Origin of the sequence: Yersinia frederiksenii ATCC 33641 (genome assembly GCF_000754805.1) — a bacterium.
GTDB classification, from domain to species: Bacteria; Pseudomonadota; Gammaproteobacteria; order Enterobacterales; family Enterobacteriaceae; genus Yersinia; species Yersinia frederiksenii.
Genome location: NZ_KN150731.1, coordinates 4125723 through 4152068 on the forward strand (window position 1 = coordinate 4125723; position 26346 = coordinate 4152068).

The window sequence follows — 26346 nt, forward strand, 5'->3', positions numbered from 1 at the left end:
TGAGTTAGTGATTGCATTGATTTTAAGCACAGTGCCATAAATAACCAAGTTATTATTAAGCTAGTTAGATAATGAGTTAAGTACAGCTCATTGCTTAACAAACTTCCAGTATGGTATGCATTTTTTCTAATATGTGCTTTGTTCAAAAAATCTAAACTTTAAGAGCATGATTAACATTTAAATTAACAGCACCGCAAATACTTGTTAAATTAGCATAATTAATTACATCCGTCGGGATATAAATCAACAAAAAATTAACACGCTAGAATTTAATAATGTAAATATTTTAAGGTCTAGTGGTAAAAATAGTATGAAGCGATGAGTTTATAGCATCCCTAGTTTTATCCTAATCTCAGTATAATGGGCCATATCAGTAATATTTATGTATTAGATCCGATATCCCTGTTGGTAATCTTTAGGTAAAACAGTAAATGAAACACTACTTTTCGATAAAATCATTTAAAGCTCCCCAAGCTGCGAAGTGTTCAACCTCCAATCTCTTGCCAAAAAGAGTGAAAGTGACCGCCTGGGCAAATATCCTGCTCCAATTATTGTTTCCTTTAAGCTTATCCTTCACGCCAGCGATTGCTGCGGCACCGAAACCCAAAGCCACCACTATAAGCACGACTACTGAACCCTATATTATTGGTGTTGGTGAAAGTGCAGATACCGTGGCTAAAAAACACGGTATCTCTGTCGATGAGCTTAAACGAGTCAATATTTATCGCACATTTTCCAAACCTTTTACTGCATTAACTTCCGGGGATGAGATTGATATTCCCCGCAAAGCATCCCCGTTTTCCATTGATAGTGAAAAGAATAAAAATGCGGATGTTCTCCTGGAAAATAAGCTGGCCAGTCATGTGCAAACTGGCGCAACTGCATTAGCAACCAGCAATGCAGCCAAATCCAGTGAACGTATGATTCGCTCTGCTGCCAACAATGAATTTAATAGCTCGGCGCAGCAGTGGTTAAGTCAGTTCGGTACTGCGCGGGTACAGATGAATGTGAATGACGATTTTAAACTCGATGGTAGTGCCGTCGATGTGTTAGTTCCTATTTACGACAATCAGAAATCGATATTATTTACCCAATTAGGTGCGCGGAATAAAGATAATCGAAATACCGTTAATATCGGTGCCGGTGTCCGTACCTTTCAGAATAACTGGATGTATGGGGTAAACACTTTCTTTGATAATGATATGACCGGTAAAAATCGGCGAGTCGGTGTTGGTGCAGAAGCTTGGACTGATTATCTCAAACTATCCGCTAATAGTTATATTGGTACTTCCGACTGGCATCAGTCCCGCGATTTTGCCGACTACAATGAACGACCGGCCAACGGATATGATGTGCGGGCTGAAGCTTATTTGCCGTCTCATCCTCAATTAGGCGGTAAACTGATGTATGAGAAATACCGCGGTGAAGAAGTGGCATTATTCGGTAAGGATAATCGCCAGAAGAACCCACATGCCGTGACGGCAGGGGTTAATTACACCCCTATCCCTTTATTGACAGTCGGTGCCGAGCATCGTGCCGGTAAAGGCAGTAAGAATGACAGTAGTATTAATTTCCAGTTTAATTACCGGTTGGGAGAATCATGGCAGTCCCATATTAACCCATCAGCTGTAGCCGCAACTCGCACATTGGCAGGGAGCCGCTATGACCTGGTTGAACGTAATAATAATATCGTACTGGATTATCAGAAGCAGGAGTTGATACGCCTGAGCTTACCAGAGAGGGTTGAGGGGAAAGCCGGTGATATCGCTACTGTCAATGCTCAGGTAACGTCGAAATATGGTCTTGAACGTATTGACTGGGACAGTGCCGCTTTAATTGCAGCAGGAGGAACCCTCTCTAAGGGCTCATCCAATAGCATCTCCATTACTTTACCTCCTTATCAGGCATCAGTGGGTAATACTCCAAATAGTTATACGTTGTCAGCTATTGCGTTCGACACGCAGGGTAATCGTTCCAACTCTTCAAGCACTTTAATTAATGTCAGTCCGCAAAACCTCAGCACCGGGAATTCACTGATGACAGCAACACCCAGTATACTTGTTGCCGATGGTGTCTCGACCAGCCAAATAACCATCACGCTGCGGGATAGTCATAATCAACCGGTTATTGGTGCAAGCAGAAATATCATCCTGGCCAGTAACTTTGTGGTTGATGGATCGACTTCCCCGATACGTGCTGCAGCAGCATCAGAAATGAAAATAAGTGATGTTAGCGAAGCTATGGGAGGGGTGTACAACGCTACATTGACCGCCGGTACCCAACCAGGAACAGCAACAATAACTTCATCGATTAATGGTATGGCTCTAAACGCTGTAAACGTTATATTTACAGCCAATGCAGCTACTTTTGTGGTGGATAGTTTGACTGCTGATACTCACACCACATTCGCGGATGGCAATAGCCTAATAACATTTACAGCCACGGTAAAAGACTCATCCGGTCATGGAGTACCGAATACTGACGTAATCTTAAATACCACTGGTGGGGTATTAAGTGCGTCCAGTGTCACCACTGATACCCATGGTGTAGCCACATTTACCCTAAAAAGTACCAATACTGGCTCATTTAGCGTGACGGCTAAATCAGCAGTAAACACGACAGACATTGGTCAAACACAGAATGCGACGTTTATCCCCGTGTTCACGGGAATAATTGCCGGTGGATATGACTTCGCCTTGAATGACGGATTCCCAAAAACAGGGTTCAATCAAGCAACTTTCACCATAAATATGAATGGGACTGCTGATTACAGTTGGAGCTCAAACCAGCCAGCGGCAGTCACCGTCAATAGTAGTGGTCAAGTCACGTTCAATGGTCCTCCTTCTGGAACTGTCACCATAACAGCGACGCCGAATAACGGTGGAAGCCCTCAATCCTATTCATTTACAGTGGAAAACTGGTTTGAGGGTGATAGCACGTCAAGGAATTGGGGTAATGCAAATGCTGATTGTAATAGTCGCTCGGAAGTATTGCCGACTATCGCACAATTGACATCAGGTGAGTATATCCGCCAGATAGGGTCATTATTTGGAGAGTGGGGAGATATGATGGATTATGGTTTTCCCGCAGCTAACAATTGGTCATCTGAACAAAGTGGCACTTCCAACTATTACTATGTTGTTAACTCATCGAGAGGGCGCAGTAGTCAAGCTTTATATACCCCAGGTGGCACCAGCGTCCTTAATAAGAGCCTGTGTGTGAGAGACCTTTAGTCGCATAGTTATAAATGTATTATTCCATTTTCTTATCTAAGCCTGTAACAAAGCGTTAGTACGATAATGGTTATAAAACAGAGGTTTTTGAGAAGGAGTGGCTGTGAATCGACGACACCCTGATTTTGGGTTTCATAACGACAATAGTTAACTCCCTCAGCTTTCAGGCTGCGGAAAAGGTGCAACGTATGACCTCTTTCCATGGCAGACATTTTTAGGGCGAGAGCTGATACTACAAATATGACATCAGCTCTCGCTCACTCTAGGTAATGCTTGCTGAAAGCAGTATCAATGTTGGTCGCACGACGATTTACTGCAAGGTTTAGCGCTATGACCTGAAAGGGAAAAAACGTCTTCATTGGCCTTAGTGTTATTTTTTATTACTCTTACTTATGGTTATGCATTTATACCTTTTCCAGCAAAAATATCAGGGTTACCGCATACGTTGCGTCTTGAATAGTGAAATAGGATTTTTCTTATATTTATATAGATCGAATCTTCTATTTACGCTTTAGGTTTAGCAATGAATTTATAATGTCTCTACATTATTAGCTATCAGCTAAGATTTTAATAAATTAAATAGGGTAATAATGTACCTTTACTTAACAGTTATGATAACGGCAAGAATTTCACCAAAATGTGGACGTGCAATAACGCGGGATTGAAGTTAGCCTTCAATACCGTAGTTCTGTTACCACATTTGTCCCACACGAAAACACTTACAAAGCGCTTGCTGCATTGAAGCCGATAACGGTTATCGGCTCAACGTTGTGTGTCTTAACCAGCGTTAAGCAGCCTATTTCACATGTTGCCAAACAGTAGGTGGAATTTTATCATAAAGTTTATTCATCGTGAGTTCAGCTAAGCGATGGTCTGCAGCTGAGTAAAACAATTCCAGCTCATCATCGCTTAGCTCGTACTTATTTTTTTCAATTACACGTTCCAATGTATCAATAGTCGTACATTTTCTTAAACGCATCAGGTAGTCAGTTTTTGTCATGGTGATTTTTCTTCTCAATATACAAATAATATAGGGGAACTATCCCTTAAGTTTTCATCAGGGTACAGATGTACTCGCCTGAGAAAAGTCTGAATAAACGCTCTTTGGTTTTTTGCCAGCGACGCAATTCAGGATCATTGATCCCATAACTACTAAACAGAGTATATGTATCGTCTAAATATTCTTCCACTAACTCTGAAAGGTCGCCGCCATCCGGGTATTTTATTTTAAAACTCATCACAAATGAAGCTATATGCTCGATCAAATCATTGAGTTGCAGGTTTACCGCTGATGTCGGATCATTTACCCAACCATGGTGGCTATCACCAAGGGTTGCAATGCCTTCATCATACAAACTCTCACATAGAAACTTCAATTGGGCAATGTCATGCCGCTTAGGTGAGTACTCATCCATATCATCCCCTCCGTAAACTCTTAATTCGGTGTTGATAACACTATGTGAGTAGATCGGTAATCATATAAACGAAGAAGCTTATCAGTAACGCAAATAAACTAGCCTTGTTATGAATATAAATCATTTCTCCGCTCACCGCGCAACTTTATTACTTAATCTTACAATTCGTCAGCGGTTGAAGGTCTGTTATTGTTAATTATATCAAAGACGATTTTTTCAGGATGTACAATAAATGTTACAGTATTTGTTAGTGATTCTTCAGTGTTGATATCCAAACAGGGATTGAATATATATCAAGGGTAACGGTAAGTCATTGAATGATTGTTGTATTTTAGATTGTAAATATTAAAAGCGTCTAATGACCCAACCAGGTATCTGGCATCTTCCGAATAATACATTAATCCGGAAACTAAACTTCCTTTAATCTCACGGATATTATTGTTGATAACACTCTTCAGTAATGAAATCGGGTAACACCCTGATAAGAAGTCCCAGCTATTTCATTGTTCATTAATTGTTCGCTCATGGTGCTAAGATTAATTCATTACAGTGCCGTTATCGTTACAAAAAATGCGATAATATTTATTTTTCAACCACTATTGATATGATTTGAATCAAAAAATTCAAGTTTAATGAGGATTATCAACCAAAAGGCTTAGTTAACACCTAGTGATGTTATTTGGATCACTATCGACCAATAACACTATCTCTCAATGAAATAACAAGGCTTAAATAGAATTTTCGATATTTAAGGTTATTACTTACAGTTAATTTACCCCATCTCTATTAATTTAGAATGCTCAGCGGGTTTTATCAAGTAGAGGTGCCGCCGTATTCGGTATTTTTTATTATGTAATTTACCATTTTGCGAGCATTCACGAGTAATTATGGTACTAGAGTATCAAAAACAGGCCTACCCTCATCAGCAAAACGTCAGTAAAGATGGCTTGATTTACTGTTACTAACCCTGTTCGTACCGCTTGTTTTATCCACAGCGGAAGGTTTGCTTCCTAGGCACAATTCGAATCTCGCCATAGTTTGTTACTTTTGGAATGGATGAGTCATCGCGAGACGCTTGAATTTCGTCATTATATGTGATGTTATAATGTATCATTAAAACATCTATTTCTTCTTGATATGAATAAGCTTTCAGCTCGGTTTAACTCTCTTCCTTACTGGACATTGTTCTCACTTTCTTCGTTACAGCGTATGGCGGGTGTTGCTCTACTTTGTCTGCTGCTGTGGTGTGGTATTTATTGGGCGAATGTATTGCCATGATAAATTTGAGAAATACTGAAATTGGCTATGAGCGCCATGCTCTGACGCTGCCAATTGATGGTTGTTTTATGGCTGGTTCTCTAACCGCTATTATTGGCGCAAATGGTACAGGTAAATCAACTTTGCTTAAAACATTGGCCGGCTTGCAACCGGCAATTGCTGGGCAAATAACCTTCACTGGCGGCAAAGCACCACAAATGGCCTATCTTCCGCAACAAGCTGAGTTAGATAAACAGTTTCCTATTGTTGTGCAAGATGTTGTGGCAATGGGATGCTGGCCACAAAGTGGCTTGCTCGGTGGGATTAATCATCAATCACGCCTGCGCATTCAACAGGCACTGGACACCGTTGGCATGCAGGATATGGCGCGCCAACCCGTGGGCGAGCTTTCCGGCGGGCAATTACAACGGGTGCTGTTTGCCCGCCTGTTAGTGCAGCAGGCGCAACTGATTTTACTGGATGAGCCTTTTACCGGCATTGATAGTCAGACTGTTCGGTTATTACTTGAGGTTATTCATCAACTTCACGACGAGGGGCGGACTATTATTGCTGTCTTGCACGATATGTTGATGGTTGCCGATCACTTTCCTCATACATTGTGGATGACACCTCAAGGGTGCTGTTGGCAGCCTTCTTTTCAGGTTTTAGCGCAATGGCATCACACGCACAGTTCATCTTGCGCGCTTTCCTCTTTGGTCCCGCAGCAATCACTGAGGGCTATCAATCCATGATGGTGTTTCACTTACTTGTCGATCCTTTCATGGATTTTGGCTTTATGCGTCGGGCATTGGTGGCTTGCTTGGCACTGTCACTCAGCTCTGCACCTTTAGGTGTTTTCTTATTATTGCGCCGAATGAGTTTAGTCGGTGATGCCCTGTCTCACGCAGTACTACCCGGTGCGGCTATCGGCTACCTGATTTCGGGTATGTCACTGGTCGCCATGGGCGTTGGGGGGTTTATTGCTGGGCTGGCTGTTGCCATGATGTCCGGCTGGGTCAGTAGGCGAACACTATTAAAAGAGGATGCCAGCTTTGCCGGTTTCTATCTTGGCTCTCTGGCTTTAGGCGTCACGCTGGTCTCATTGCGGGGCTCCAGTATGGATCTGCTACATGTGTTATTCGGTTCTATTCTGGCCGTTGATGCCAGCGCCATGACCATGGTGGGCACTATCACCACATTTTCCATACTGGCTCTGGCGGCTATTTATCGCGCGCTAGTCGTCGAATCGTTCGATCCGGTTTTTTTGCGGGTCAGTATGGGGCGTTGGCTGATGGTGGTCCATGCACTATTTCTCTCTTTGGTTGTACTTAATCTGGTTGCTGGGTTCCAAATTCTTGGCACCTTGATGTCGGTCGGATTAATGATGTTACCGGCAGCCAGTGCACGTTTTTGGGCTAAAAATCTGCCTCAAACTCTGGGTATTGCGATGGTCATTGGCATGATTGCCAGCATTGTTGGTCTGCTGTGGTCTTATTATGCTTCACTGCCTGCGGGGCCCGCCATCGTGCTTAGCGCCAGCCTGATTTTCTTTGGGTCTATTTTATTTGGAACGCGTGGTGGTGTTTTGGCAACTGCGCGCCGTTGAGAAGTATCTGTCATAAAAGGAGAGTAAAATGAAGCGTTTACCTATTAGTTTGGCGGTGGCTGCCCTACTGTCAAGCCCATTGGCAATGGCGAAAACGGTTGAAGCCGTTGCCAGTTTTTCTATTTTAGGTGACATCGTCCAGCAAGTTGGGGGCGAGCATGTCAATGTGGTGACTTTGGTTGGGCCAAATGGTGATCCTCACGGTTTTGAACCTACGCCGAAAAACAGCAAACAGCTGTCCAAAGCGGATTTGGTGTTTATCAGTGGGTTAGGTTTGGAGGGTTGGTTGGAGCGGCTGATCACTGCCTCTGGTTATAAAGGCCAGGTGGTTATCGCATCAACCGGAGTCGATACCCGCAAAATGGATGAAGAGGGTAAGGAAGTGACTGACCCCCATGCATGGAACAGTATGGCGAATGGTATTAAATATGCTAACAACGTAATGAATGCATTGATTGTCGCTGATCCCGAAGATGCAGATTATTTTCGCAAACGGGGAGGGGAGTATATCCAGCAGTTGGAAAAACTGGATGCCTACGCCAAAGCACAATTTGCGGCCATTCCCGCAGGGCAGCGAAAAGTGCTAACCAGCCATGATGCTTTTGGTTATTTTAGCCAAGAATATGGGGTTAACTTCTTGTCACCAGTGGGTTTCTCTACTGAGTCTGAAGCCAGTGCCAGCGGTGTGGCAGCACTGATTAATCAAATCAAACAAGAGAAAATAAAAACGTATTTTATTGAAAATCAGACGGATCCACGTCTGGTGAAGCAGATTGCCACAGCCAGTGGTGCTAAAGCCGGTGGCGAACTCTATCCAGAAGCTTTGTCTGCCGCAGATGGCCCGGCCACCACCTATGCCGAGGCATTTAAGCATAATGTAGACACTTTGGTGGCCAGTATGAAGTAGTGGCAGTAAAGCAGTATTCAGCCTCTGATCATTAGCGTCAGAGGCTGAATTCCAGTGCCTTTTGTGACAGAAAAAAGCCCCGTTGGGCAGCAACGGGGCTTATCAGTAGGCTGACAACATACTCAATATCAACGCTTCTTATGTGTTCCTCCTTGAACTGCCTTAAAACGTGGATTGCTTTTACAAATAACATACACCCGGCCGCGACGACGGACGATTTTGCAGTCAGGATGACGGTTTTTTGCGGAACGTAATGAACTCAATACTTGCATGATTAACTCTCAGAATTAGCTGGCTTTTTTGGTCAAGAAACTGCCGAAACGTTGATGGAAGCGTGCAGTACTGCCCTCTTTTGAGAACTCTTTTTGTTTACCGGTGTAATACGGATGTGAGGCCGAGGAGATATCCAATGTGACATAAGGATAAATCTGACCATCACGTTCAATCGTGCGTTGCGTGGCAATGGTTGAACCCACAGTGAAATAGGTGTCTGCACTGGTGTCATGGAAAACCACGGTTCGATAGTTAGGATGGATACCAGGTTTCATAAGAACTCCATATGTTATGTTATACTATAACAATAATTATGCACCTTTCATTTTTCAGTTTCAAGTCCGAATAAAAAAAATCTACCAACCTAAGTCTGCAGATTTTGCAGTGTGGGTGATGCTATTGCCGTGTTTTAGGTGACGACATGCAGCCGAGAACAGCGAAGGTGTTGCCAGTACCCCAACAGCAATGGTGGCATTCAGGTTGGTAAATATTTGAGCAGAGATTTTCCCTGCACCAGATTTAATGCGAAAATTTTGCCTTATTTGCTGGCATTGGTGAGCTGTTGCCAGAAAGAGTGGCCATTTTGTGGTGCGGGAGCGGCAAAAAACTCACAGACTGTCGCACCGACATCAGACATTGTTTTGCGGATACCTAATTGAATGCCTTGTGGCCGTGAGTGATTAAAGCCAGCATGATAGACCAGCAGTGGGACTTGCTCCCGAGTGTGTTTACTGTGACCGATGGTTGGGTCGTTACCGTGGTCGGCCATCACGACCAGACAATCACCTGCAGCCATGGCTGCAGTAATTTTGCCTAACATTGTGTCGACCAATTGCAGGCGTTCGGCATAACGTTCAACATCTTGCCCGTGGCCTGCCAGATCAGTTTCCTGAATATTGCTACAGATGAAGGCACTTTCTGCGCGCTGAACTTCCGCCAAAGTGATATCCAAAATAACTTGAGAATCAACCAATTGTGGGTAATTTCGCCCGGCTGGGTTGGCAACAATGTCTGCAACTTTACCGATCAAAACAGTGGAAATATTGACTTTTTCTAGCTGGTGAGGCACCTGAATATCCGTATCAACACCATAGCCGAGATGAATAACCTGAAAACCGTTATCATAAACACCGGATTTTGGGCTATTAATACCAATATAGTCTTGTTGCTTAACCTCAGCTGCACTGATGATTGCCAGGCTGTTGATCAGTCGCCCTCCATAGGCGATGACGCGGTTCACTTCAACACAGCTGCGCACGATCCTGCCTATTTTCTCTACCTGAGAAAAATCAATAACACTTAAATTTGCACAGATATTAAATACTTGGCCTAAGTCCGCCTCCAGATTGTCGCCAATGGCTACACAGTCATTTACCCATAAGAATTGTAAATTGCTGCTATCATCAGGAGCACCGCGCTCTTCAACCTGGTATCCCTGTTGGCGTAATGCATCTGCCACCCGTGACTTTACCGTAGAGAAGGGCATGCTTAAGGGCGCGCGGGGCAGAGTACCCATAATTTCCTGATGGCCCATAAAGGTGTCTCCGCCTTCATGTTGCAATAGCGCCACACCAAAACTGGCGTGTGGATTATCTTGCATCACACTGTCAGTGAAATCAGGTGAGCCGATATGCAATGCATTGAGTAATCCCAGCTTTTCCAAATTGGGTAGCCGCAGTTTCGGATAGATTTGCAAAATATGCGCGCAAGTGTTGGCTTCTTTATCTTGTGGGCGAACTTCAGAAACATCAGGCATAGCACCCACGCCAAAACTGTCGATGACCAGTACAATAAACTGACTCATAGCCTCTCCTGTCCTGTGGACATTGGAATGCAATTACCCTGACTATCATAGATTCCTAGCAGTGTCGGTTGACCAGAGTGAATCCCTGTCACAAGGGCTACATCACTGCGGGTGGCAAAAATTTGAGTACGAAAGCACATGATAACCGGGCAGCCGACGGCGAAAGATTCGACAAGACTGAGGGTATAGTCGATGCTGTCATTGGCGGGTTTCAGTACCTTGCTGGCCTGCCATTGTTGGTCGTAGACCAGTGCATTGCTTAAATGGCTACGCCGATAATATCCGCCGCCATAACAGTAGCTTTTGCCTTGATGACAATGGGAAATCTCTGTCAAATACAGCATCGCGACCTGCTCGGGTTGGTTACCTTGTTGATTGGAAGGCATAGTTCCTGTCAATGAATGCCCTGGCTCAGCATGTGTTACCCCAAGGCGTGCCAGTTGCGGAAGGCTTTCTACCCCAGTTGCTGAAGGGCCATTGACCTGTTCCACCACTATCCCTTGTTGCTCAAAGATACTTTTTGCCTCAATCAGTGTATTGAGGTTGGGGCTGGGCAATATTTTTCCTTTTTCACTATCAAAAAGCATACAGGGGAAATGGGTAACACCGACCAGACGAACCCCCGGTAAGGTTTTTATTTCACTGATAATGCTGGGCAATTCATCTAGTGAAAATCCGGCTTCTTGCCCCGGATAAATAAGATCACCGTGGTGCCAAACTTTGAGCAACAAAGCTTGCTCGCGGTTCTGGCGTAGAGCTGCTGCCGCAATTTCCCGTGCTTTAGCGATGCTGTAAACCGTAATCACTTCTGGGTGATGGGCAACAACTTCATCTACCATTGCGCTGGGAATTTGTACCAAATGACCAACATGGGCCACAGGTAAATTATGCCGATAGAGCTGGCGAGCCTCTTTGAAATCTACGGCGACAATACCTTGATAGCCACATTCCAGCAGGAGTCTACACAGCTGTGGGTTGCGGCCAAATTGTTTACTCATGAGATAAAGTGTGATGCCATAACGCGCTGCTGTTGCCAGCAATAAACGTGCGTTTTGTTTGACCTGATCAACATCAATGACATAGCTGTCAGGTTTAATGGCTCCTTGTTGCCAGAGTAAAAATGCCGCATCCATCAGTGCCGGGTTCTGTTTTTGTAGAGCTTTCAATAACATGTTAAATTCCCAACTATCGATAATTTATTATTCATTTTTTTGAGTATTTATCTTATGCAACTATGATTAGTGCTCTGTTTGTTGGGCAAGGTGCAGGCCATATAAATTGACTAATAGATATCCAATTTCGTAATTGGGCACCTCGAAGGCAAATAGTGAGAGTAGGTCGTTATTAATTTCCCTGATATGGGCAAAAATTTCTGTGGCTTCGATCTCTGTTAATATCTCGTCATCGATAGCCTGGATAACCTGGCCTTGGCGTGCCCGCATTAGCGCATTAGCCATATGGGTGATTAGCATTTCACCCTGAGGATGGCGAATAGTTAATTGCCAATGCTGCTCCAGCCGCTTGAGAACATTAAGCATGCCGAAATAAACATCTGAATCAATAACCTGCGCGTCATAAAGGATTTTTAATCTGGTTTCCATTTATCTTTCCTTGATACGGAATTTATTTTTCTTCATTTTTATGAATATTTTCATCATAGTCACTTATTGCTTTGCTGCAAATGCCCAACTCGCTATTTGGTATATTGATCCCAATATAATCATATTGATGGAATTGACCGCTTTACCGCGGGGCTAGCGCCCTGTTTTCTGCTGCGCCAAAGTGGCAAAGAACAGTAAAAGAAAAAGGCCGCATTAGCGGCCTTTTAAGTATGACATCATCAGTTGTCAGTAAGGTTTACGGCACCTTATGGTCAACCGCATGTGCATGTTCTACATCTTCGTTTTTCCGACTGAAACGACGGCGAACCACCACAAAGAATACCGGAACAAAGAAGATAGCCAGTACGGTTGCAGTTATCATACCGCCCATGACACCCGTACCCACCGCATTCTGTGCGCCAGAACCTGCACCGCTACTGATAACCAGCGGCAGAACCCCAAGGATAAAGGCCAGTGAGGTCATCAGGATTGGACGCAGACGCATACGTACTGCTTCCAAGGTGGATTCCACCAACCCTTTGCCTTCTTTGTCCATCAAGTCCTTGGCGAACTCAACAATCAAGATGGCGTTCTTGGCCGAGAGCCCGATAGTGGTCAATAAGCCTACCTGGAAGTAAACGTCATTTTCCAAGCCGCGTAGAGAGGCCGCCATCAGTGCACCAACCACCCCGAGTGGAACCACCAACATAACCGAGAATGGAATCGACCAGCTTTCATACAACGCAGCCAGACACAAGAAGACCACAATCAGCGAGATGGCATACAGTGCTGGAGCCTGGTTACCGGATAAACGTTCCTGATAGGACATACCTGTCCAGTCATAACCAATACCGCTTGGTAACTTAGCCGCCAACTCCTGCATCAGGTCCATTGCCTCACCGGTACTTTTACCCGGTGCTGCCTGACCCAGAATCTCCATGGATGGTAAGCCGTTGTAACGTTCCAGTCGTGGTGAGCCATATTCCCATTTTGCACTGGAGAAGGTGGCAAATGACACCATCTGACCCGCACTGTTACGGACATACCACTTATCAATATCACCCGGCAACATACGGAATGGTGCATCAGCCTGCACGTAAACTTTCTTCACACGACCACGGTCGATAAAGTCGTTGACGTAGCTGCCACCCATCGCGGAGCCGAGAGTGGTATTGATATCAGAAATAGACACACCCAGTGCTTGCGCTTTTTCCTGATCCACTTCCACTTTGAACTGAGGTGTATCTTCCAGCCCGTTAGGACGCATACCCACCAGCATATCTGGATGTTGCGCGGCCATACCAAGCAATTGGTTACGTGCTTCAGTTAACTTCTGATGCCCCAAGTTACCTTGGTCAATCAACTGGAAGTCGAAACCAGTAGCGGTACCTAACTCCACAATCGCCGGCAAGTTAAAGGCGAAGACCAAACCGTCTTTAATTTGTGAGAATGCAGCAGAGGCACGGCCAACGATGGCTGGGACTTTGTTTTGATCACCAGGACGCTCGTCCCAGTTTTTCAGACTAACAAATGCCAGACCGGTGTTCTGACCTTGACCACTGAAACCGAAGCCGTTAACGGTAAATACCGAGTTAACCACATCTTTTTCTTTGTCGAGATAATAGTCAGTAACCTGATTTAGCACATTCTGAGTACGTTCTTGGGTCGCACCCGCAGGCATTTGTACCATGGTCAGGAACACGCCCTGATCTTCTTCTGGCAAGAATGAAGAGGGGAGCCGAATGAACAGCAAGCCCATCACAATAACCAGTGCCAGATAGATCACCAGATAACGACCGGTGCTGCGCAGAATGTTGGCAACACTGTCGGTATAATGGTGGGTACTTTTCTCGAACATGCGGTTAAACCAACCAAAGAAGCCGGTTTTCGGGCCATGTTCGCCTTTGGCGATAGGTTTCAGCATGGTTGCGCACAGTGCTGGTGTCAGAATTAACGCCACCAGAACCGAGAGCACCATGGCTGAAACGATAGTGATAGAGAACTGACGATAAATCGCCCCAGTTGCGCCGCCGAAGAAGGCCATCGGGATGAATACCGCAGAAAGCACCAACGCGATCCCCACCAATGCACCCTGGATCTGCTCCATGGATTTCTTGGTGGCTTCTTTCGGTGGTAGCCCTTCCTCTTGCATCACACGTTCGACGTTCTCTACCACGACGATAGCGTCATCCACCAATAGCCCTATCGCCAACACCATCCCGAACATCGTTAGGGTGTTTATCGAATAGCCAAAGGCGGAGAGAATGGCAAAAGTCCCTAGCAATACAACCGGCACCGCAATCGTTGGAATCAACGTTGCGCGGAAGTTTTGCAAGAACAGGTACATAACTAAGAACACCAGGATAATGGCTTCTATCAGTGTTTTAACCACTTCGTTAATCGAGATCTTAACGAATGGGGTGGTGTCGTACGGATAAACCACTTTCAACCCAGCTGGGAAGAACGGCTGTAATTTTGCCAGTTCAGCTTTTACTGCCGCTGAGGTATTCAGGGCGTTAGCTCCGGTTGCCAGCTTGATACCGATACCTGCCGCTGGCTTACCGTTATAACGAGCAATAATGTTATAGCTTTCAGCACCCAGTTTAACGATAGCGACGTCTTTCAGACGAACCTGTGAACCATCAGTATTCACTTTCAGCAAAATTTGGCTAAATTCTTCCGCTGTCGTTAAGCGGGTTTGCGCAATAATTGATGAGTTCAGTTCCTGACCTGGTACTGGTGGTGTCCCACCTAACTGACCGGCTGCGACCTGATTGTTCTGTACTCTAATGGCGCTGATCACATCAACTGGCGTCAAACCGAAGTTATTCAGTTTGTGCGGGTCCATCCAGATACGCATCGCATATTGGGAACCAAACAGCTGAACATCACCCACCCCAGTAGTACGGCTAATCGGATCTTTAATGTTAGAACCAACATAGTCAGCAATGTCTTCTTGCAGCATGGTGCCGTCTTCAGAAATAAAGCCGGCGACCATCAGGAAGCTACTACTGGACTTTTCAACGCTCACACCTTGCTGCTGCACTTCTTGCGGCAGCAATGGCATCGCTAATTGCAGTTTGTTCTGGACCTGAACCTGTGCGATATCCGGATCAGTGCCTGAGTTAAAGGTCAACGTCAACTGAACGTTACCGGAGGAGTCACTGCTGGAAGACATATACAGCAGGTTATCGATACCGTTCATGTTCTGTTCGATAACCTGTGTAACGGTATTCTGCACAGTGGTCGCATCGGCGCCAGGGTAGTTGGCGGAGATTGTAATTGCCGGCGGCGCAATAGTCGGATATTGCGCAACAGGTAATTTCATTATTGCAAGAGCACCCGCCAACATGATTATGATAGCGATAACCCAAGCAAAAATAGGGCGATCTATAAAGAACTTAGCCATGAATTACCGGCTCCTTTTAAGACTTCTTCGCTGTATCAGCTGGGGCTGCTTTTGGTGTCTCGTCAGTAACTTCCTGCACTTTTACCTGCACACCCGGTCTGATTTTCTGCAAGCCGGAAACAATAAGACGATCGCCTGCTTTCAACCCTTCGGTAACCAACCACTTGTTACCAATAGCCTGATTCGCAACCAACGTACGCATTTCAACTTTGTCGTCGGCACCTACAACCATCGCTGTTGCTTCCCCACGTGGGTTACGGGTCACACCTTGTTGAGGCACTAACAGTGCGTCAGGTCTGACACCTTCATCCAGACGGGCACGGACAAACATCCCCGGCAGTAATGCTTCGTTCGGGTTAGGGAAAATGGCACGGATGGTGATGGAACCTGTGGTCTCATCCACAGTGACACCAGAAAACTCCAACGTACCTGTTTCTGGGTACTCAGCTCCGTTTTCCAACAACAAGCGAACTTTGGCTTTGCCATTTTCTTGTTTGAGCGTGCCATCAGCCAGCTCTCTTTTCAGGCGTAGGAATTCATCGCTTGATTGAGTGACATCAACATACATAGGGTCAAGCTGCTGAACCGTTGTCAGTGCCGTTGCCTGGCCACTGGTCACTAAAGCTCCTTCAGTCACTGAAGATTTACCCGTGCGACCACTGATTGGCGAGGTGACCTGAGTATATGCCAGGTTAATACGCGCTGTTTCTACCGCCGCTTTTGCCGCAAGAACTGAAGCATTGGCTTGCATAGAAGTGGACACTGCCTGGTCATACTCTTGCTTACTGATGTAGTTAGTACCCAGTAACGGTTTGTAACGGTTCACTGTCAGGCGTGCGATTTCAGCAGCAGCTTGCGCTTTGGCTAAATCACCTTTTGCACTGTCGTAAGCCGCCTGATAGGTGGCCGGGTCAATTTGATAAAGAGATGTTCCGGCGGTGACATCACTGCCTTCAACATAGTTACGTTTAAGAATGATTCCGCTAACTTGCGGGCGAACTTCTGCAACACGGAATGCGGACGTGCGGCCTGGCAACTCGGTTGTGATATTCAGTGGTGCTGCTTTCAATGTCACAATACCGACTTCAGGTGCTTGTTGAGCATGGGCTTGCGCCGCATCTTTGTCATTACATCCTATAAGTACTAAGCTGCCTGAAAGTACCAGAATTGCAGCCAGAGGCATTACCCCTCTGTTTTTGCTCATAGATAAACCTCAAGTGTCCGATTTTTAATTTAATCCAATGGATCACAAGCTTTAAAACCCATTGCTGCGTAAATTATATGTGCGTGCTATGGTACATACATTCGTGAATGTATGTAAATCGCACCCCCTCGAAAAAACAACGCTATGGCACGAAAAACCAAACAGCAAGCCGAAGAGACCCGGCAACAAATTCTAGATGCCGCAGTGCGGGAGTTTTCTGCGCACGGGGTTTCTGGTACATCGCTTACTGATATTGCTGCCGCGGCAGGTGTAACCCGAGGCGCGATTTACTGGCACTTCAAGAATAAGGTAGACCTATTTAACGAGGTTTGGGCATTATCCGAGTCTAAAATTGGTCAGCTTGAACTAGAGTATCAGGTAAAATATCCTGATAATCCACTCCGTATTCTGCGCGAGATACTCATCTATGTACTTGTTTCTACACGTGAGGACTGCCGACGCCGCGCATTAATGGAGATTGTATTCCATAAATGTGAATTTGTCGGTGAGATGACCTCTGTTCATGATGCGCGCAAAGTTCTTGATTTAGCTAGTTATGAGCGAATTGAATCGGTTTTGCAAGGCTGTATTGAAGCAAATCAATTACCCGTCAACCTTGATACTCGCCGTGCTGCGATAATCATGAGAGCCTATATTACAGGTTTGATGGAAAACTGGCTTTTTATGCCAGAAAGTTTTGATATAAAACAAGAGGCACCGGTATTAATTGATGCCTTTATGGATATGTTAGCCCACAGCCTTTCATTGCGAAATGAGACGAATAGCAAGGTATCGGATTAACTGGAGAGGTTTATATGAGTTATGAAGTGAATTCACTGGTCGTGATTGCCAATGGCGCTGCTTATGGTCATGAGTCACTATTTAATGCCCTACGTTTATCTATTGCCTTGAAAGAACAGCAAACAACTCTCGATTTACGTCTATTCTTAATGTCTGATGCAGTTATTGCCGGGCTGAATGGGCAGCAGCCACGAGAAGGTTATAATTTGCAGCAGATGCTGGAAATACTGACTGCACAGAATGTTCCCGTTAAACTTTGTAAAACCTGCGCGGATGCGCGTGGAATTAGTGAGTTAACGCTCGTTGATGGTGTAGAAATTGGCACGCTGGTAGAACTTGCACAATGGACACTGGCGGCTGAGAAAGTTCTGACGTTCTGAGTTCCAAGGGAGTTCCTGATGTTGATTTCCTAAATCAACTGATATTTCTGGCGGTTACATTACATTTTGCAGCAAGTGCGTAACTGCCCGCATTATTACTGCTATTCACGCTCTGAAAGACTTTTCTTATTATGAGCCAAGATTGAACGTGATAGGATCTCATCCTCTGTGCTGAAATGAAGTTCAAATATGAGCAGCAAATTTCACAAGCAATATTATTTACCATTCGCTGTGCCAGTAATTGCGCCAACAAGCGCGTTTTTATTACGCCTACAGATAATACTTATCCTGCTTATAATTACATTATCATTTTCCCCTTCACTCTTTGCTGCGGGAATAAATGTAGATGTACCGACTCGTAATGAAGTACTGAGCCAACTGGATACATTATCAAAGCAAAAGATATTGTCCCCGGCGGAAAAACTATCACAACAGGACCTGACCAAGACACTTGAGTACCTCGATACTATCGAGCGAACCAAGCAGGAAACCAATCAGCTTAGACAGCAATTGGCGCAGGCTCCGGCGAAGTTACGTCAGGCGACAGAAGGGCTGGATGCTCTTAAGAATAACTCGGCCGACACCATAACCCGTGAGTCACTGGCCAACTACTCATTGCGCCAGTTGGAGTCACGTTTAAACGAAACGCTGGATGATTTGCAGTCCGCCCAGGAAGATCTCTCCGCCTATAATAGCCAGCTCATTTCCCTGCAAACTCAGCCCGAGCGCGTCCAGAGTGCGATGTATAATGCATCGATGCGTTTAATGAAAATTCGTAATCAACTTAATGGGTTAGCGCCGAACCAAGAAACTTTACGACCCACCCAACAGCAAGAGTTATTGACAGAACAGGTCATGCTAAACGCGCAGTTAGATTTGCAGCGTAAAAATCTGGAAGCCAATACTACCTTGCAAGATTTGCTACAAAAACAACGAGATTATACCACTGCACACATTAACCAACTGGAGCGCTATGTCCAGTTACTGCAAGAAGTGGTGAGTGGTAAACGTTTAGTTCTGTCAGAGAAAACGGCCAAAGAGGCGCAAGCACCTGCTGACGCGACAGATATCCAAAATGACCCTTTAGTCAGTCGTGAATTAGCGATAAACAAAGAATTGAGCCAGCGATTAATTAATGCCACTAAAGAAGGCAACACACTGGTACAACAGAATATTCGGGTTAAGAATTGGCTGGATCGCGCCCTACAATCTGAGCGAAATTTAAAAGAACAAATTACTGTGTTACGCGGCAGTTTATTGCTTTCTCGCATTTTGTATCAGCAGCAGCTCAGTTTACCGACCTCTGGTTTGATTACCAATATGGGGCCGCGCATCGCCGATCTACGACTAGAGCAATTTGAAATTAATCAGCAGCGTGACCAACTCTTCCAAGGGGATGACTATATTCAGACCCTGACGAGTGACAGTAAAGAAAAAATCAGCCCTGATGTGGAAGATGCATTGGGGCAAATTGTTGATATCCGTCGCGAACTGCTGGACCAATTAAATAAGCAGTTGGGTAACCAACTGACATTGGCTATCAATCTACAAATTAACCAGCAACAGTTATTGAGTGTCAATGAATCACTACAGCATACGCTGACACAACAGATTTTCTGGGTTAGCAGTAACAAGCCGATGGATTGGTCTTGGCTGAAAGCACTACCGGGGGCGCTCAAGGCAGAAATAAGTAATTTCCACTTTACGCTGTCATGGGGGGATGTCTTCGCCGGCTTGCTTAAATCACTGGTGTTCTTGGTTCCGATGCTAATTGCGGTGGGTGTGATCCGCTCTCGCTTTACCATCATCAATAAGCATCTGGGTAGTCTGGCTGATGATGTTGGGCAATTGAAACGAGATAGCCAAATGCACACCCCGGTTGCCATCATGTTCACTTTGCTAAAAGTGCTACCAGGCACCCTGATTATCTTAGGTGTCGGTTACTGGTGTTTGCGCTCAGATTTCAATCTTAGTGATGTGCTTTGGAGCTTCTTCCAACGTTTGGCCCTGTTCTGGCTCGTTTTTGACCTGACATATCGCATGTTATCGCCAGGTGGTATCACTGAACGGCACTTTATGATAGCGGCTGAGCGATGTGCACATTATCGCCGTCAGATGGTACGTCTAGGGGCAGCATTATTGCCGGTTATCTTCTGGTCAGTACTAGGGGAGAAAAATCCACTTCGACTAGTCGATGATGTTATCGGACAGGTAGTCATTGTTATTTCCCTGGCACTGCTGGCCTTGTTCGTTTATCCCTTCTGCCGTGATAGCTGGCGTGAGAAAGACTCTCATGCGGTCAGGTTAGTGATTGTTACCGCCGTGGCTGTAACACCCATCATATTGATTGGATTGATGATTGCTGGGTATTTCTATACCACATTACAGTTAGCTGGCCGCTGGATTGATAGTCTGTACTTATTATTCTTGTGGAATATCGTTTATCTAACAGCGATTCGTGGCTTGGGGGTCGCGGCGCGGCGTCTGGCATATCGGCGAGCAATTGCACGGCGGCAAAGTCTGGTTAAAGAGGGAGCCGAAGGTAGTGAACCAGTAGAAGAGCCGCCACTGGCGTTGGATCAAATTAACCAGCAATCATTACGGCTGACCACCATGGCACTGTTTGTGATCTTTGCCAGCGCCTTCTATGGGATTTGGGCTGATCTCATCACTGTTATCTCCTATCTTGACAGTATCTCGTTGTGGCATTACAGCTCGACGATAGCAGGCGCGAGTGTTACACAGGCTGTTACGCTGGGTAATATGCTAGTCGCTCTGATGGCGTTGGTGGTGGCTTATATTCTGACGCGTAACTTACCAGGTTTGCTTGAAGTGGTTGTATTGTCGCGTTTGCAATTACGGCAGGGGACTTCTTACGCGATCACCACGATTCTGACTTATCTGATTACCGCGATTGGGGGAGTAACCGCGCTAGGTTCACTGGGTGTTTCGTGGGATAAGTTACAGTGGTTGGTAGCGGCACTGTCTGTGGGGCTAGGGTTTGGTTTACAGGAAATCTTTGCTAACTTTGTGTCGGGCTTGATTATTCTCTTTGAACGTCCTGTTCGTATCGGTGATACCATTACTATTGGCACTTTCTCTGGGAATGTCAGCAAAATACGTATCCGCGCAACAACCATTACCGACTTTGACCGCAAAGAAGTGATTATTCCGAATAAAGCTTTTGTTACCGAACGCCTGATCAACTGGTCACTATCAGATACCGTCACCCGAATTATCATTAAAGTCGGGGTGGCCTATGGCTCTGATTTAGCAAAAGTAAAAGAGATTTTGCTAAAAGCAGCGCATGAAAATCCGCGGGTCATGGCTGACCCTGAGCCTCATGTATTCTTCCTTAACTTTGGTGCCAGCACTCTTGATCATGAATTGCGAGTGTATGTGCGCGAGTTAGGCGACCGAAGTTATACGGTAGATGAATTGAACCGGGCGATCGATAAGCTATGTCGTGAGAATGACATCAATATCGCCTTCAATCAGTTAGAAGTGTATTTACATAAATCTGATGGCACAGAAGTTCAGGAAGTCAGCCGCTCATTTGATACTAAAGGTTTACCGTCAGGTCAATCTGACGTTGGGGATAGGAAACCTGATTTACCGGATATCAATAAGCCACTCGCGTAAAATCCTTGGGTGGGCAATAGGGATAAATACCATTACCGTCAGTCAACAAGGCGATACCGTTGCGTATCGCCTTGACGAAGCATAAAAGTATCGACAGAACTTGGTTATTCAGAAGTCTGATGGCGGAGCTTACGCTGATAATCAAGTTGTACGATCGCTAACGCTGCCAGTGCTGTTTCTGGCGCTATCTCATTGCATTCCAGCAAGTAGATAAGATCTACTGCCAGTTGCAGTTCTGGTGAAGCTTTTTCAACTGACATAATGTGGCCAACATTTGATTTTCAGTTAATTGGGAAAGTCGGGTGGCAATACCCCTAATATGGGTTCTCACCTGACTTGATATCAATCTTTATGCCCAATAGGTCTCAATGTGCTTAAGGCTGCAAACTAAAGCAGCCAACATACCAGCACTGGGTATTAACATTATAGAGAACTATACGCTGTCGGAACCCCAATGATTCAAAAAATGTGACAAATATTCAAAAACCGTTCTCTTTCTTTTCAATGCTACGCTCTATTTTTATCAGCGCTTGTCTACAGCGCATTAAACGACCTTCTAGTGCGGCGAGCTCTTTCTGTATCTTTTGCTGATCTGTTAATAAACTTTGCTTACCAAGCTGGCTCTCTCGGTCCTGAATCATTGCCAGAATGCGCCGTTCATAATCTTGATGTTCAGCCAGTTTATGGTAAGGGTCCAGCTTATTATCCCGAGGTTCAGGGTTTGATTTCCTTAACTTCTGTGTTGCTAACTCTCGTTGTAGTGCGGATATCTGTGCAACCAACTTTTCAGCCAGAAAAGCAACTTGCTGTGTCCGGTTCTCTGCCACAACCTGTTTCAGTTGCGCCATATTTTTGTGCACTTCCATTAGATAATCACGATAGCGGTTACCATGATTACTAAACAATTTCAGATCAAAGCGGGCTTGCTGAGAAGGTGTATTAGCTTGCGGGCCGACCTGTGCAGATAATGCTTCGATTTGGCTTTCAAGCACCTGTAATAACTTTTCCGTACTCATGGCGCTTCTCCTCGGCGTTTTTCGCTAGCTTGCCGGAGTTACAAGCAAGAGGCGAGTAAATATATGTATTGTGCTAGTCATGCCAGAATATCTATTGATGATGGTTAACACATGCGTTATTGATAGAGCTGCATTGATGAATATTATATCCCCGTGATCTTTCAAGCTACAGGGGGCTGCTATCGCTTATCCTGCGGACTAGGCAAACACTTTATCAGTCTGTTGCCGCTGAGCTTCAACTAGGAATGTATAGTTAATGAAAGTGAGTATATGTCTCGTTGGTTGCTAATTGCTTTGGGTTGGCTGGCGGTAGTGTTGGCGACTTTAGGTGTCGTGCTGCCTCTGCTACCGACTACACCATTTTTGCTATTGGCCGCGTGGTGTTTTGCTCGATCCTCTCCGCGTTTTCATTATTGGTTACTTTACCGTTCTTGGTTTGGCAGCTATATACGCACGTGGCAACAACACCGAGCTTTGCCTCCTGGGGTAAAATGGAAAGCAATATTCGTTACTGTGCTGACTTTCGCTCTTTCGTTGTGGTTAGTGAAAATTTGGTGGGTCAGGGGCATCTTGCTCGTTATATTAACGGTATTGCTGACTTTCATGTTACGGATGCCAGTTATTGACCTATCGCAACAAAAAAAGCCCTGAGCAGTTCACACCAGTTGCTTTTTAGTATCAGTTTGCATAGATTTGAGCGTTTTCGTGCGCGGGGTATTCCCTCGTTGCGTCCTTAGGGTTAAGGATGCAGTAATTTGCTCTATTGAGGCGATATGGGTAGACAGAAATATTGCCGGATAAGACAAGTTACTCAGTTGATGCCAATTTAGCACCGACTGGCCGCGCTTTAGTATGTACAGCAGTTTTATCAGGCACAAATTATGACCGCTACTGCACCTAATTCAGCACAACAGCTTGAATATATTAAAAACAGTATTAAAACCATCCCTGATTATCCAAAAGCGGGAATACTGTTCCGTGATGTGACCAGCTTGCTGGAAGATCCCTTAGCCTATGCTGCCAGTATTGAACTGCTGGTTGAGCGCTATCTGGATGCAGGCGTGACCAAAGTCGTAGGCACCGAAGCTCGCGGTTTTCTGTTCGGTGCACCAGTGGCTTTGTCTCTCGGCGTAGGTTTTGTTCCCGTACGTAAACCAGGCAAGCTGCCACGTGAAACCATCAGCGAAAGCTATGAGTTAGAATATGGCATCGACAAACTCGAGATCCACACTGACAGTATACAACCTGGCGATAAAGTCTTGGTTATTGATGACTTACTGGCTACTGGTGGCACGATTGAAGCAACGGTTAAGCTGATCCGTCGTCTGGGTGGTGAAGTGACAGATGCTGCGTTCATTATCGATTTACCTGAATTGGGTGGTGAAACTCGCCTAACTCAGCAAGGGATCACTTGCTACAGTCTGGTCTCTTTCAGCGGTCACTGATAGCACTAAAAACTAATTTTATTGAAAATTGGTTGTCTGGAAAGAGTAGCCTCGCCGTCAGTCGTGAGGCTATATTTAAGTGTTCCAGCCTGTTCCTCAAGCCTGATAACATTTGGGTAAGAGAAGTGCACTCAGTGACAAACGTCTCCCTACCAGCAAATTCTGATGCTTCCTCGTGTGACTTCTAAGCTTCCTCCACTGTCTGCCAGAGTAGGATTCACTGGCAAAGTAAATTTATGGGAATGCGGATGGGCGTACTGATACACTACGGTAAGCATCGTCATTATGCGACTTGCATATGTCCGAAAAACGGCCAAATTAGCTATACTAGGTTAAATTATCCATCATAAATCAACGATGAAGCATTAATGAGCTATCAGGTACTTGCCCGTAAGTGGCGCCCCAAAACGTTTTTAGACGTCGTTGGTCAGGAACATGTCCTGACGGCGTTGGCTAATGGCCTTTCGTTAGGGCGAATTCATCACGCCTATCTATTCTCTGGTACCCGTGGTGTTGGCAAGACCACGATTGCTCGGTTGTTAGCCAAAGGTCTTAATTGCGAAACTGGCATTACCGCGACACCTTGTGGTGTCTGTGCCAATTGTCAGGAAATTGAGCAAGGCCGTTTTGTTGATCTTATCGAAATAGACGCCGCCTCCCGGACGAAAGTCGAAGACACCCGAGAGCTGCTGGATAATGTTCAATATGCCCCTGCCCGTGGCCGCTTCAAGGTCTATTTGATCGATGAAGTGCATATGTTGTCACGGCACAGTTTCAATGCATTGCTGAAAACGCTTGAAGAACCGCCAGCCCATGTGAAATTCCTGTTGGCGACGACAGATCCGCAGAAGTTGCCAGTGACGATTCTTTCCCGCTGCTTGCAGTTCCATCTCAAAGTTATCGATGTTGAAGTTATCCGTGCACTGTTGGAGAAAATCTTGCAGGCTGAACAAATCAGCAGTGACGCCCGAGCCTTGCAGTTACTGGCGCGAGCCGCTGATGGCAGCATGCGAGATGCGCTAAGTCTGACGGATCAGGCCATTGCAATGGGGGATGGCAGTGTGACCACCACCACTGTCAGCCAGATGTTAGGAACATTGGATGATGAGCAGCCGCTAGCGATTATTGAAGCTTTAGTGAGCGCCGACGGTGCAAGGGTGATGGCCCAGCTAGAACAAGCGGCATCACGTGGTATTGACTGGGAAAATCTGTTAGTCGAAACTTTAAGTTTGCTGCACCGCATTGCGATGGTGCAACTGTTGCCGTCAATGTTAGATAATCACTACGCTACCATTGAACCGCGATTACGCGAGTTGGCTCGGACGCTACCTCCGACGGATATTCAGCTCTATTACCAAACTTTGCTGGTGGGGCGCAAAGAGCTGGCTTTTGCACCTGATCGTCGTATGGGGGTTGAAATGACCTTCTTGCGTGCGTTGGCGTTTCACCCTAAAGCGATAATTGCTGAGTCTCAGATGGTGCCAGTGAGTGCTTTGATGGTAGGAGCCAATAACGCCGCAGCTCAACAACACCTGCAATCTCCTGTTTATACTCAGCATACACCCGCGCAAGAGGCTCCACCATTAGGTGCGGCGGCACAAGTTAGTGCTCAGTTGCCGGATTCTACTGCGCAACTGCTTCAGGCGCGTACGCAATTACTCCGGCAGTCGGGGAGCACCACACCAAAAAAGAATGAGCCGGCAGCGCCAGGAAAAGCGCGGCCGGCAAACTCAGCACTGGAGCGTTTAGCTTCGGTGACTGAGCGTAGCCAGCAGCGCCTGGCTGCGAAATCAACAGAAGAAAAGAAACCCGCGAAGAAAGAAGCTTATCGCTGGACTGCTCAGAATCAGCCCGAGGTATCGACAGAGCCGGTAGCCACACCGAAAGCACTGCGTTCTGCTCTGGAGCATGAAAAAACTCCGGAGCTATCCGCAAAATTGGCTGAAGCCGCGATGGAGAGAGACCCTTGGGCTGCAGAGATCGATAAGTTACAGATTCCGAAATTGGTGCAACAACTTGCGCTGAATGCATTTAAAGAAGAAATAGAACCGGGTAATATTTGCCTTCACCTGCGTTCTGCTCAGCGCCATTTAAATTCGCCATCGGCACAAAAGGCGCTGGCAGATGCACTGAGTGAATTACACGGTAACGCGGTCACACTGAGCGTTATTGAAGATGATAATCTGGCGGAACGTACCCCGTTGGAGTGGCGGCAGGCCATTTATGAAGAAAAACTGGCACAAGCGCGCCAGTCAATTATTGCGGATAATAACATTCAGACACTGCGTCGTTTCTTCGACGCTGAACTGGATGAAGAAAGTATCCGACCGGTTTAATCGCTGTGATAAGTGCA

Annotated in this window: 21 protein-coding genes, 1 pseudogene and 1 other annotated feature; of the genes and pseudogenes, 10 read left to right on the top strand and 12 right to left on the bottom strand. The window is 45.7% G+C overall.

Annotated features, from left to right (window positions below; translation table 11 throughout):
* Positions 1 to 512: 512 nt before the first annotated feature.
* Complete coding sequence (gene yrIlm, locus DJ58_RS03660) at positions 513 to 3233, top strand: YrIlm family inverse autotransporter adhesin (protein WP_004707617.1); 2721 nt, start codon at positions 513 to 515, stop codon at positions 3231 to 3233.
* Between the two features lie 796 nt (positions 3234 to 4029).
* Here the strand turns inward: yrIlm and ymoA are convergent.
* The 3 genes and pseudogenes from ymoA to DJ58_RS23685 all read right to left on the bottom strand — a co-directional run bounded on the left by ymoA (position 4030) and on the right by DJ58_RS23685 (position 5159).
* Positions 4030 to 4233: an expression modulating protein YmoA gene (ymoA, locus tag DJ58_RS03655; RefSeq protein ID WP_002208622.1), complete on the bottom strand. Its 204-nt coding sequence runs from the start codon at positions 4231 to 4233 to the stop codon at positions 4030 to 4032.
* Between the two features lie 46 nt (positions 4234 to 4279).
* Positions 4280 to 4648, bottom strand: coding sequence for an Hha toxicity modulator TomB (gene tomB / locus DJ58_RS03650; protein ID WP_004392643.1), 369 nt, complete (start codon positions 4646 to 4648; stop codon positions 4280 to 4282).
* A gap of 158 nt (positions 4649 to 4806) precedes the next feature.
* Positions 4807 to 5159 (bottom strand): annotated as a pseudogene (locus tag DJ58_RS23685) (hypothetical protein).
* A 763-nt stretch (positions 5160 to 5922) separates the two neighbouring features.
* Between DJ58_RS23685 and DJ58_RS03645 the strand changes: the two are divergent.
* The 3 genes from DJ58_RS03645 to DJ58_RS03635 are packed head-to-tail and all read left to right on the top strand — an operon-like array spanning position 5923 to position 8418.
* Positions 5923 to 6657 carry a metal ABC transporter ATP-binding protein gene (locus tag DJ58_RS03645; RefSeq protein WP_032910697.1) on the top strand — a complete coding sequence of 245 codons (735 nt, stop codon included), beginning with the start codon at positions 5923 to 5925 and terminating at the stop codon, positions 6655 to 6657.
* On the top strand, positions 6654 to 7511 hold the full coding sequence (locus DJ58_RS03640) for a metal ABC transporter permease (protein WP_032910680.1): 858 nt from the start codon (positions 6654 to 6656) through the stop codon (positions 7509 to 7511). The genes DJ58_RS03645 and DJ58_RS03640 overlap by 4 nt, the downstream gene beginning before the upstream one ends.
* Before the next feature lie 28 nt (positions 7512 to 7539).
* Positions 7540 to 8418, top strand: a complete 879-nt coding sequence (locus DJ58_RS03635) for a metal ABC transporter substrate-binding protein (RefSeq protein ID WP_004707627.1) — start codon at positions 7540 to 7542, stop codon at positions 8416 to 8418.
* Positions 8419 to 8546: 128 nt separating this feature from the next.
* Here the strand turns inward: DJ58_RS03635 and ykgO are convergent, their stop codons facing one another.
* The 7 genes from ykgO to acrA all read right to left on the bottom strand — a co-directional run bounded on the left by ykgO (position 8547) and on the right by acrA (position 16709).
* Positions 8547 to 8690: a type B 50S ribosomal protein L36 gene (gene ykgO / locus DJ58_RS03630; RefSeq protein ID WP_002208618.1), complete on the bottom strand. Its 144-nt coding sequence runs from the start codon at positions 8688 to 8690 to the stop codon at positions 8547 to 8549.
* 15 nt (positions 8691 to 8705) lie between these two features.
* Complete coding sequence (locus DJ58_RS03625; RefSeq protein WP_004707629.1) at positions 8706 to 8966, bottom strand: type B 50S ribosomal protein L31; 261 nt, start codon at positions 8964 to 8966, stop codon at positions 8706 to 8708.
* Between the two features lie 263 nt (positions 8967 to 9229).
* The gene (locus DJ58_RS03620; RefSeq protein ID WP_032910681.1) at positions 9230 to 10495 is read right to left on the bottom strand and encodes a phosphopentomutase; all 1266 of its coding nucleotides are present in this window, start codon (positions 10493 to 10495) and stop codon (positions 9230 to 9232) included.
* On the bottom strand, positions 10492 to 11667 hold the full coding sequence (locus DJ58_RS03615; protein ID WP_004707632.1) for a YhfX family PLP-dependent enzyme: 1176 nt from the start codon (positions 11665 to 11667) through the stop codon (positions 10492 to 10494). The genes DJ58_RS03620 and DJ58_RS03615 overlap by 4 nt, the downstream gene beginning before the upstream one ends.
* Positions 11668 to 11733: 66 nt before the next feature.
* Positions 11734 to 12096: a PRD domain-containing protein gene (locus DJ58_RS03610; RefSeq protein ID WP_004707634.1), complete on the bottom strand. Its 363-nt coding sequence runs from the start codon at positions 12094 to 12096 to the stop codon at positions 11734 to 11736.
* A 256-nt stretch (positions 12097 to 12352) separates the two neighbouring features.
* On the bottom strand, positions 12353 to 15505 hold the full coding sequence (gene acrB, locus DJ58_RS03605) for an efflux RND transporter permease AcrB (RefSeq protein ID WP_004707635.1): 3153 nt from the start codon (positions 15503 to 15505) through the stop codon (positions 12353 to 12355).
* Between the two features lie 16 nt (positions 15506 to 15521).
* Entirely contained in the window at positions 15522 to 16709 is a 1188-nt protein-coding gene (acrA, locus tag DJ58_RS03600) for an efflux RND transporter adaptor subunit AcrA (protein ID WP_032910682.1), read from the bottom strand.
* A 144-nt stretch (positions 16710 to 16853) separates the two neighbouring features.
* On the opposite strand from acrA, the gene acrR reads away from it, so the two are divergent.
* From acrR to mscK, 3 genes are all read left to right on the top strand, one after another.
* The gene (gene acrR / locus DJ58_RS03595; RefSeq protein ID WP_004707638.1) at positions 16854 to 17510 is read left to right on the top strand and encodes a multidrug efflux transporter transcriptional repressor AcrR; all 657 of its coding nucleotides are present in this window, start codon (positions 16854 to 16856) and stop codon (positions 17508 to 17510) included.
* Between the two features lie 26 nt (positions 17511 to 17536).
* Positions 17537 to 17890, top strand: a complete 354-nt coding sequence (locus DJ58_RS03590; protein ID WP_032910698.1) for a DsrE/DsrF/TusD sulfur relay family protein — start codon at positions 17537 to 17539, stop codon at positions 17888 to 17890.
* 189 nt (positions 17891 to 18079) lie between these two features.
* Positions 18080 to 21532 (top strand): mechanosensitive channel MscK, encoded by a 3453-nt coding sequence (gene mscK, locus DJ58_RS03585; protein ID WP_004707643.1) that lies wholly within the window; start codon positions 18080 to 18082, stop codon positions 21530 to 21532.
* 104 nt (positions 21533 to 21636) lie between these two features.
* Here mscK and rsmS read toward each other — a convergent pair whose 3' ends face one another.
* Positions 21637 to 21792 (bottom strand): pleiotropic regulatory protein RsmS, encoded by a 156-nt coding sequence (gene rsmS, locus DJ58_RS0121950; RefSeq protein ID WP_004707645.1) that lies wholly within the window; start codon positions 21790 to 21792, stop codon positions 21637 to 21639.
* A 219-nt stretch (positions 21793 to 22011) separates the two neighbouring features.
* The gene (gene priC / locus DJ58_RS03580) at positions 22012 to 22548 is read right to left on the bottom strand and encodes a primosomal replication protein PriC (RefSeq protein ID WP_004707646.1); all 537 of its coding nucleotides are present in this window, start codon (positions 22546 to 22548) and stop codon (positions 22012 to 22014) included.
* Between the two features lie 270 nt (positions 22549 to 22818).
* On the opposite strand from priC, the gene DJ58_RS03575 reads away from it, so the two are divergent.
* From DJ58_RS03575 to dnaX, 3 genes are all read left to right on the top strand, one after another.
* Complete coding sequence (locus tag DJ58_RS03575; protein WP_032910683.1) at positions 22819 to 23199, top strand: DUF454 family protein; 381 nt, start codon at positions 22819 to 22821, stop codon at positions 23197 to 23199.
* 230 nt (positions 23200 to 23429) lie between these two features.
* Positions 23430 to 23993, top strand: coding sequence for an adenine phosphoribosyltransferase (apt, locus tag DJ58_RS03570; protein WP_004707652.1), 564 nt, complete (start codon positions 23430 to 23432; stop codon positions 23991 to 23993).
* Between the two features lie 368 nt (positions 23994 to 24361).
* Complete coding sequence (dnaX, locus tag DJ58_RS03565) at positions 24362 to 26329, top strand: DNA polymerase III subunit gamma/tau (protein ID WP_004707653.1); 1968 nt, start codon at positions 24362 to 24364, stop codon at positions 26327 to 26329.
* Positions 25660 to 25723, top strand: a sequence feature (DnaX frameshifting element). Its footprint overlaps the gene before it by 64 nt.
* Positions 26330 to 26346: the final 17 nt, after the last annotated feature.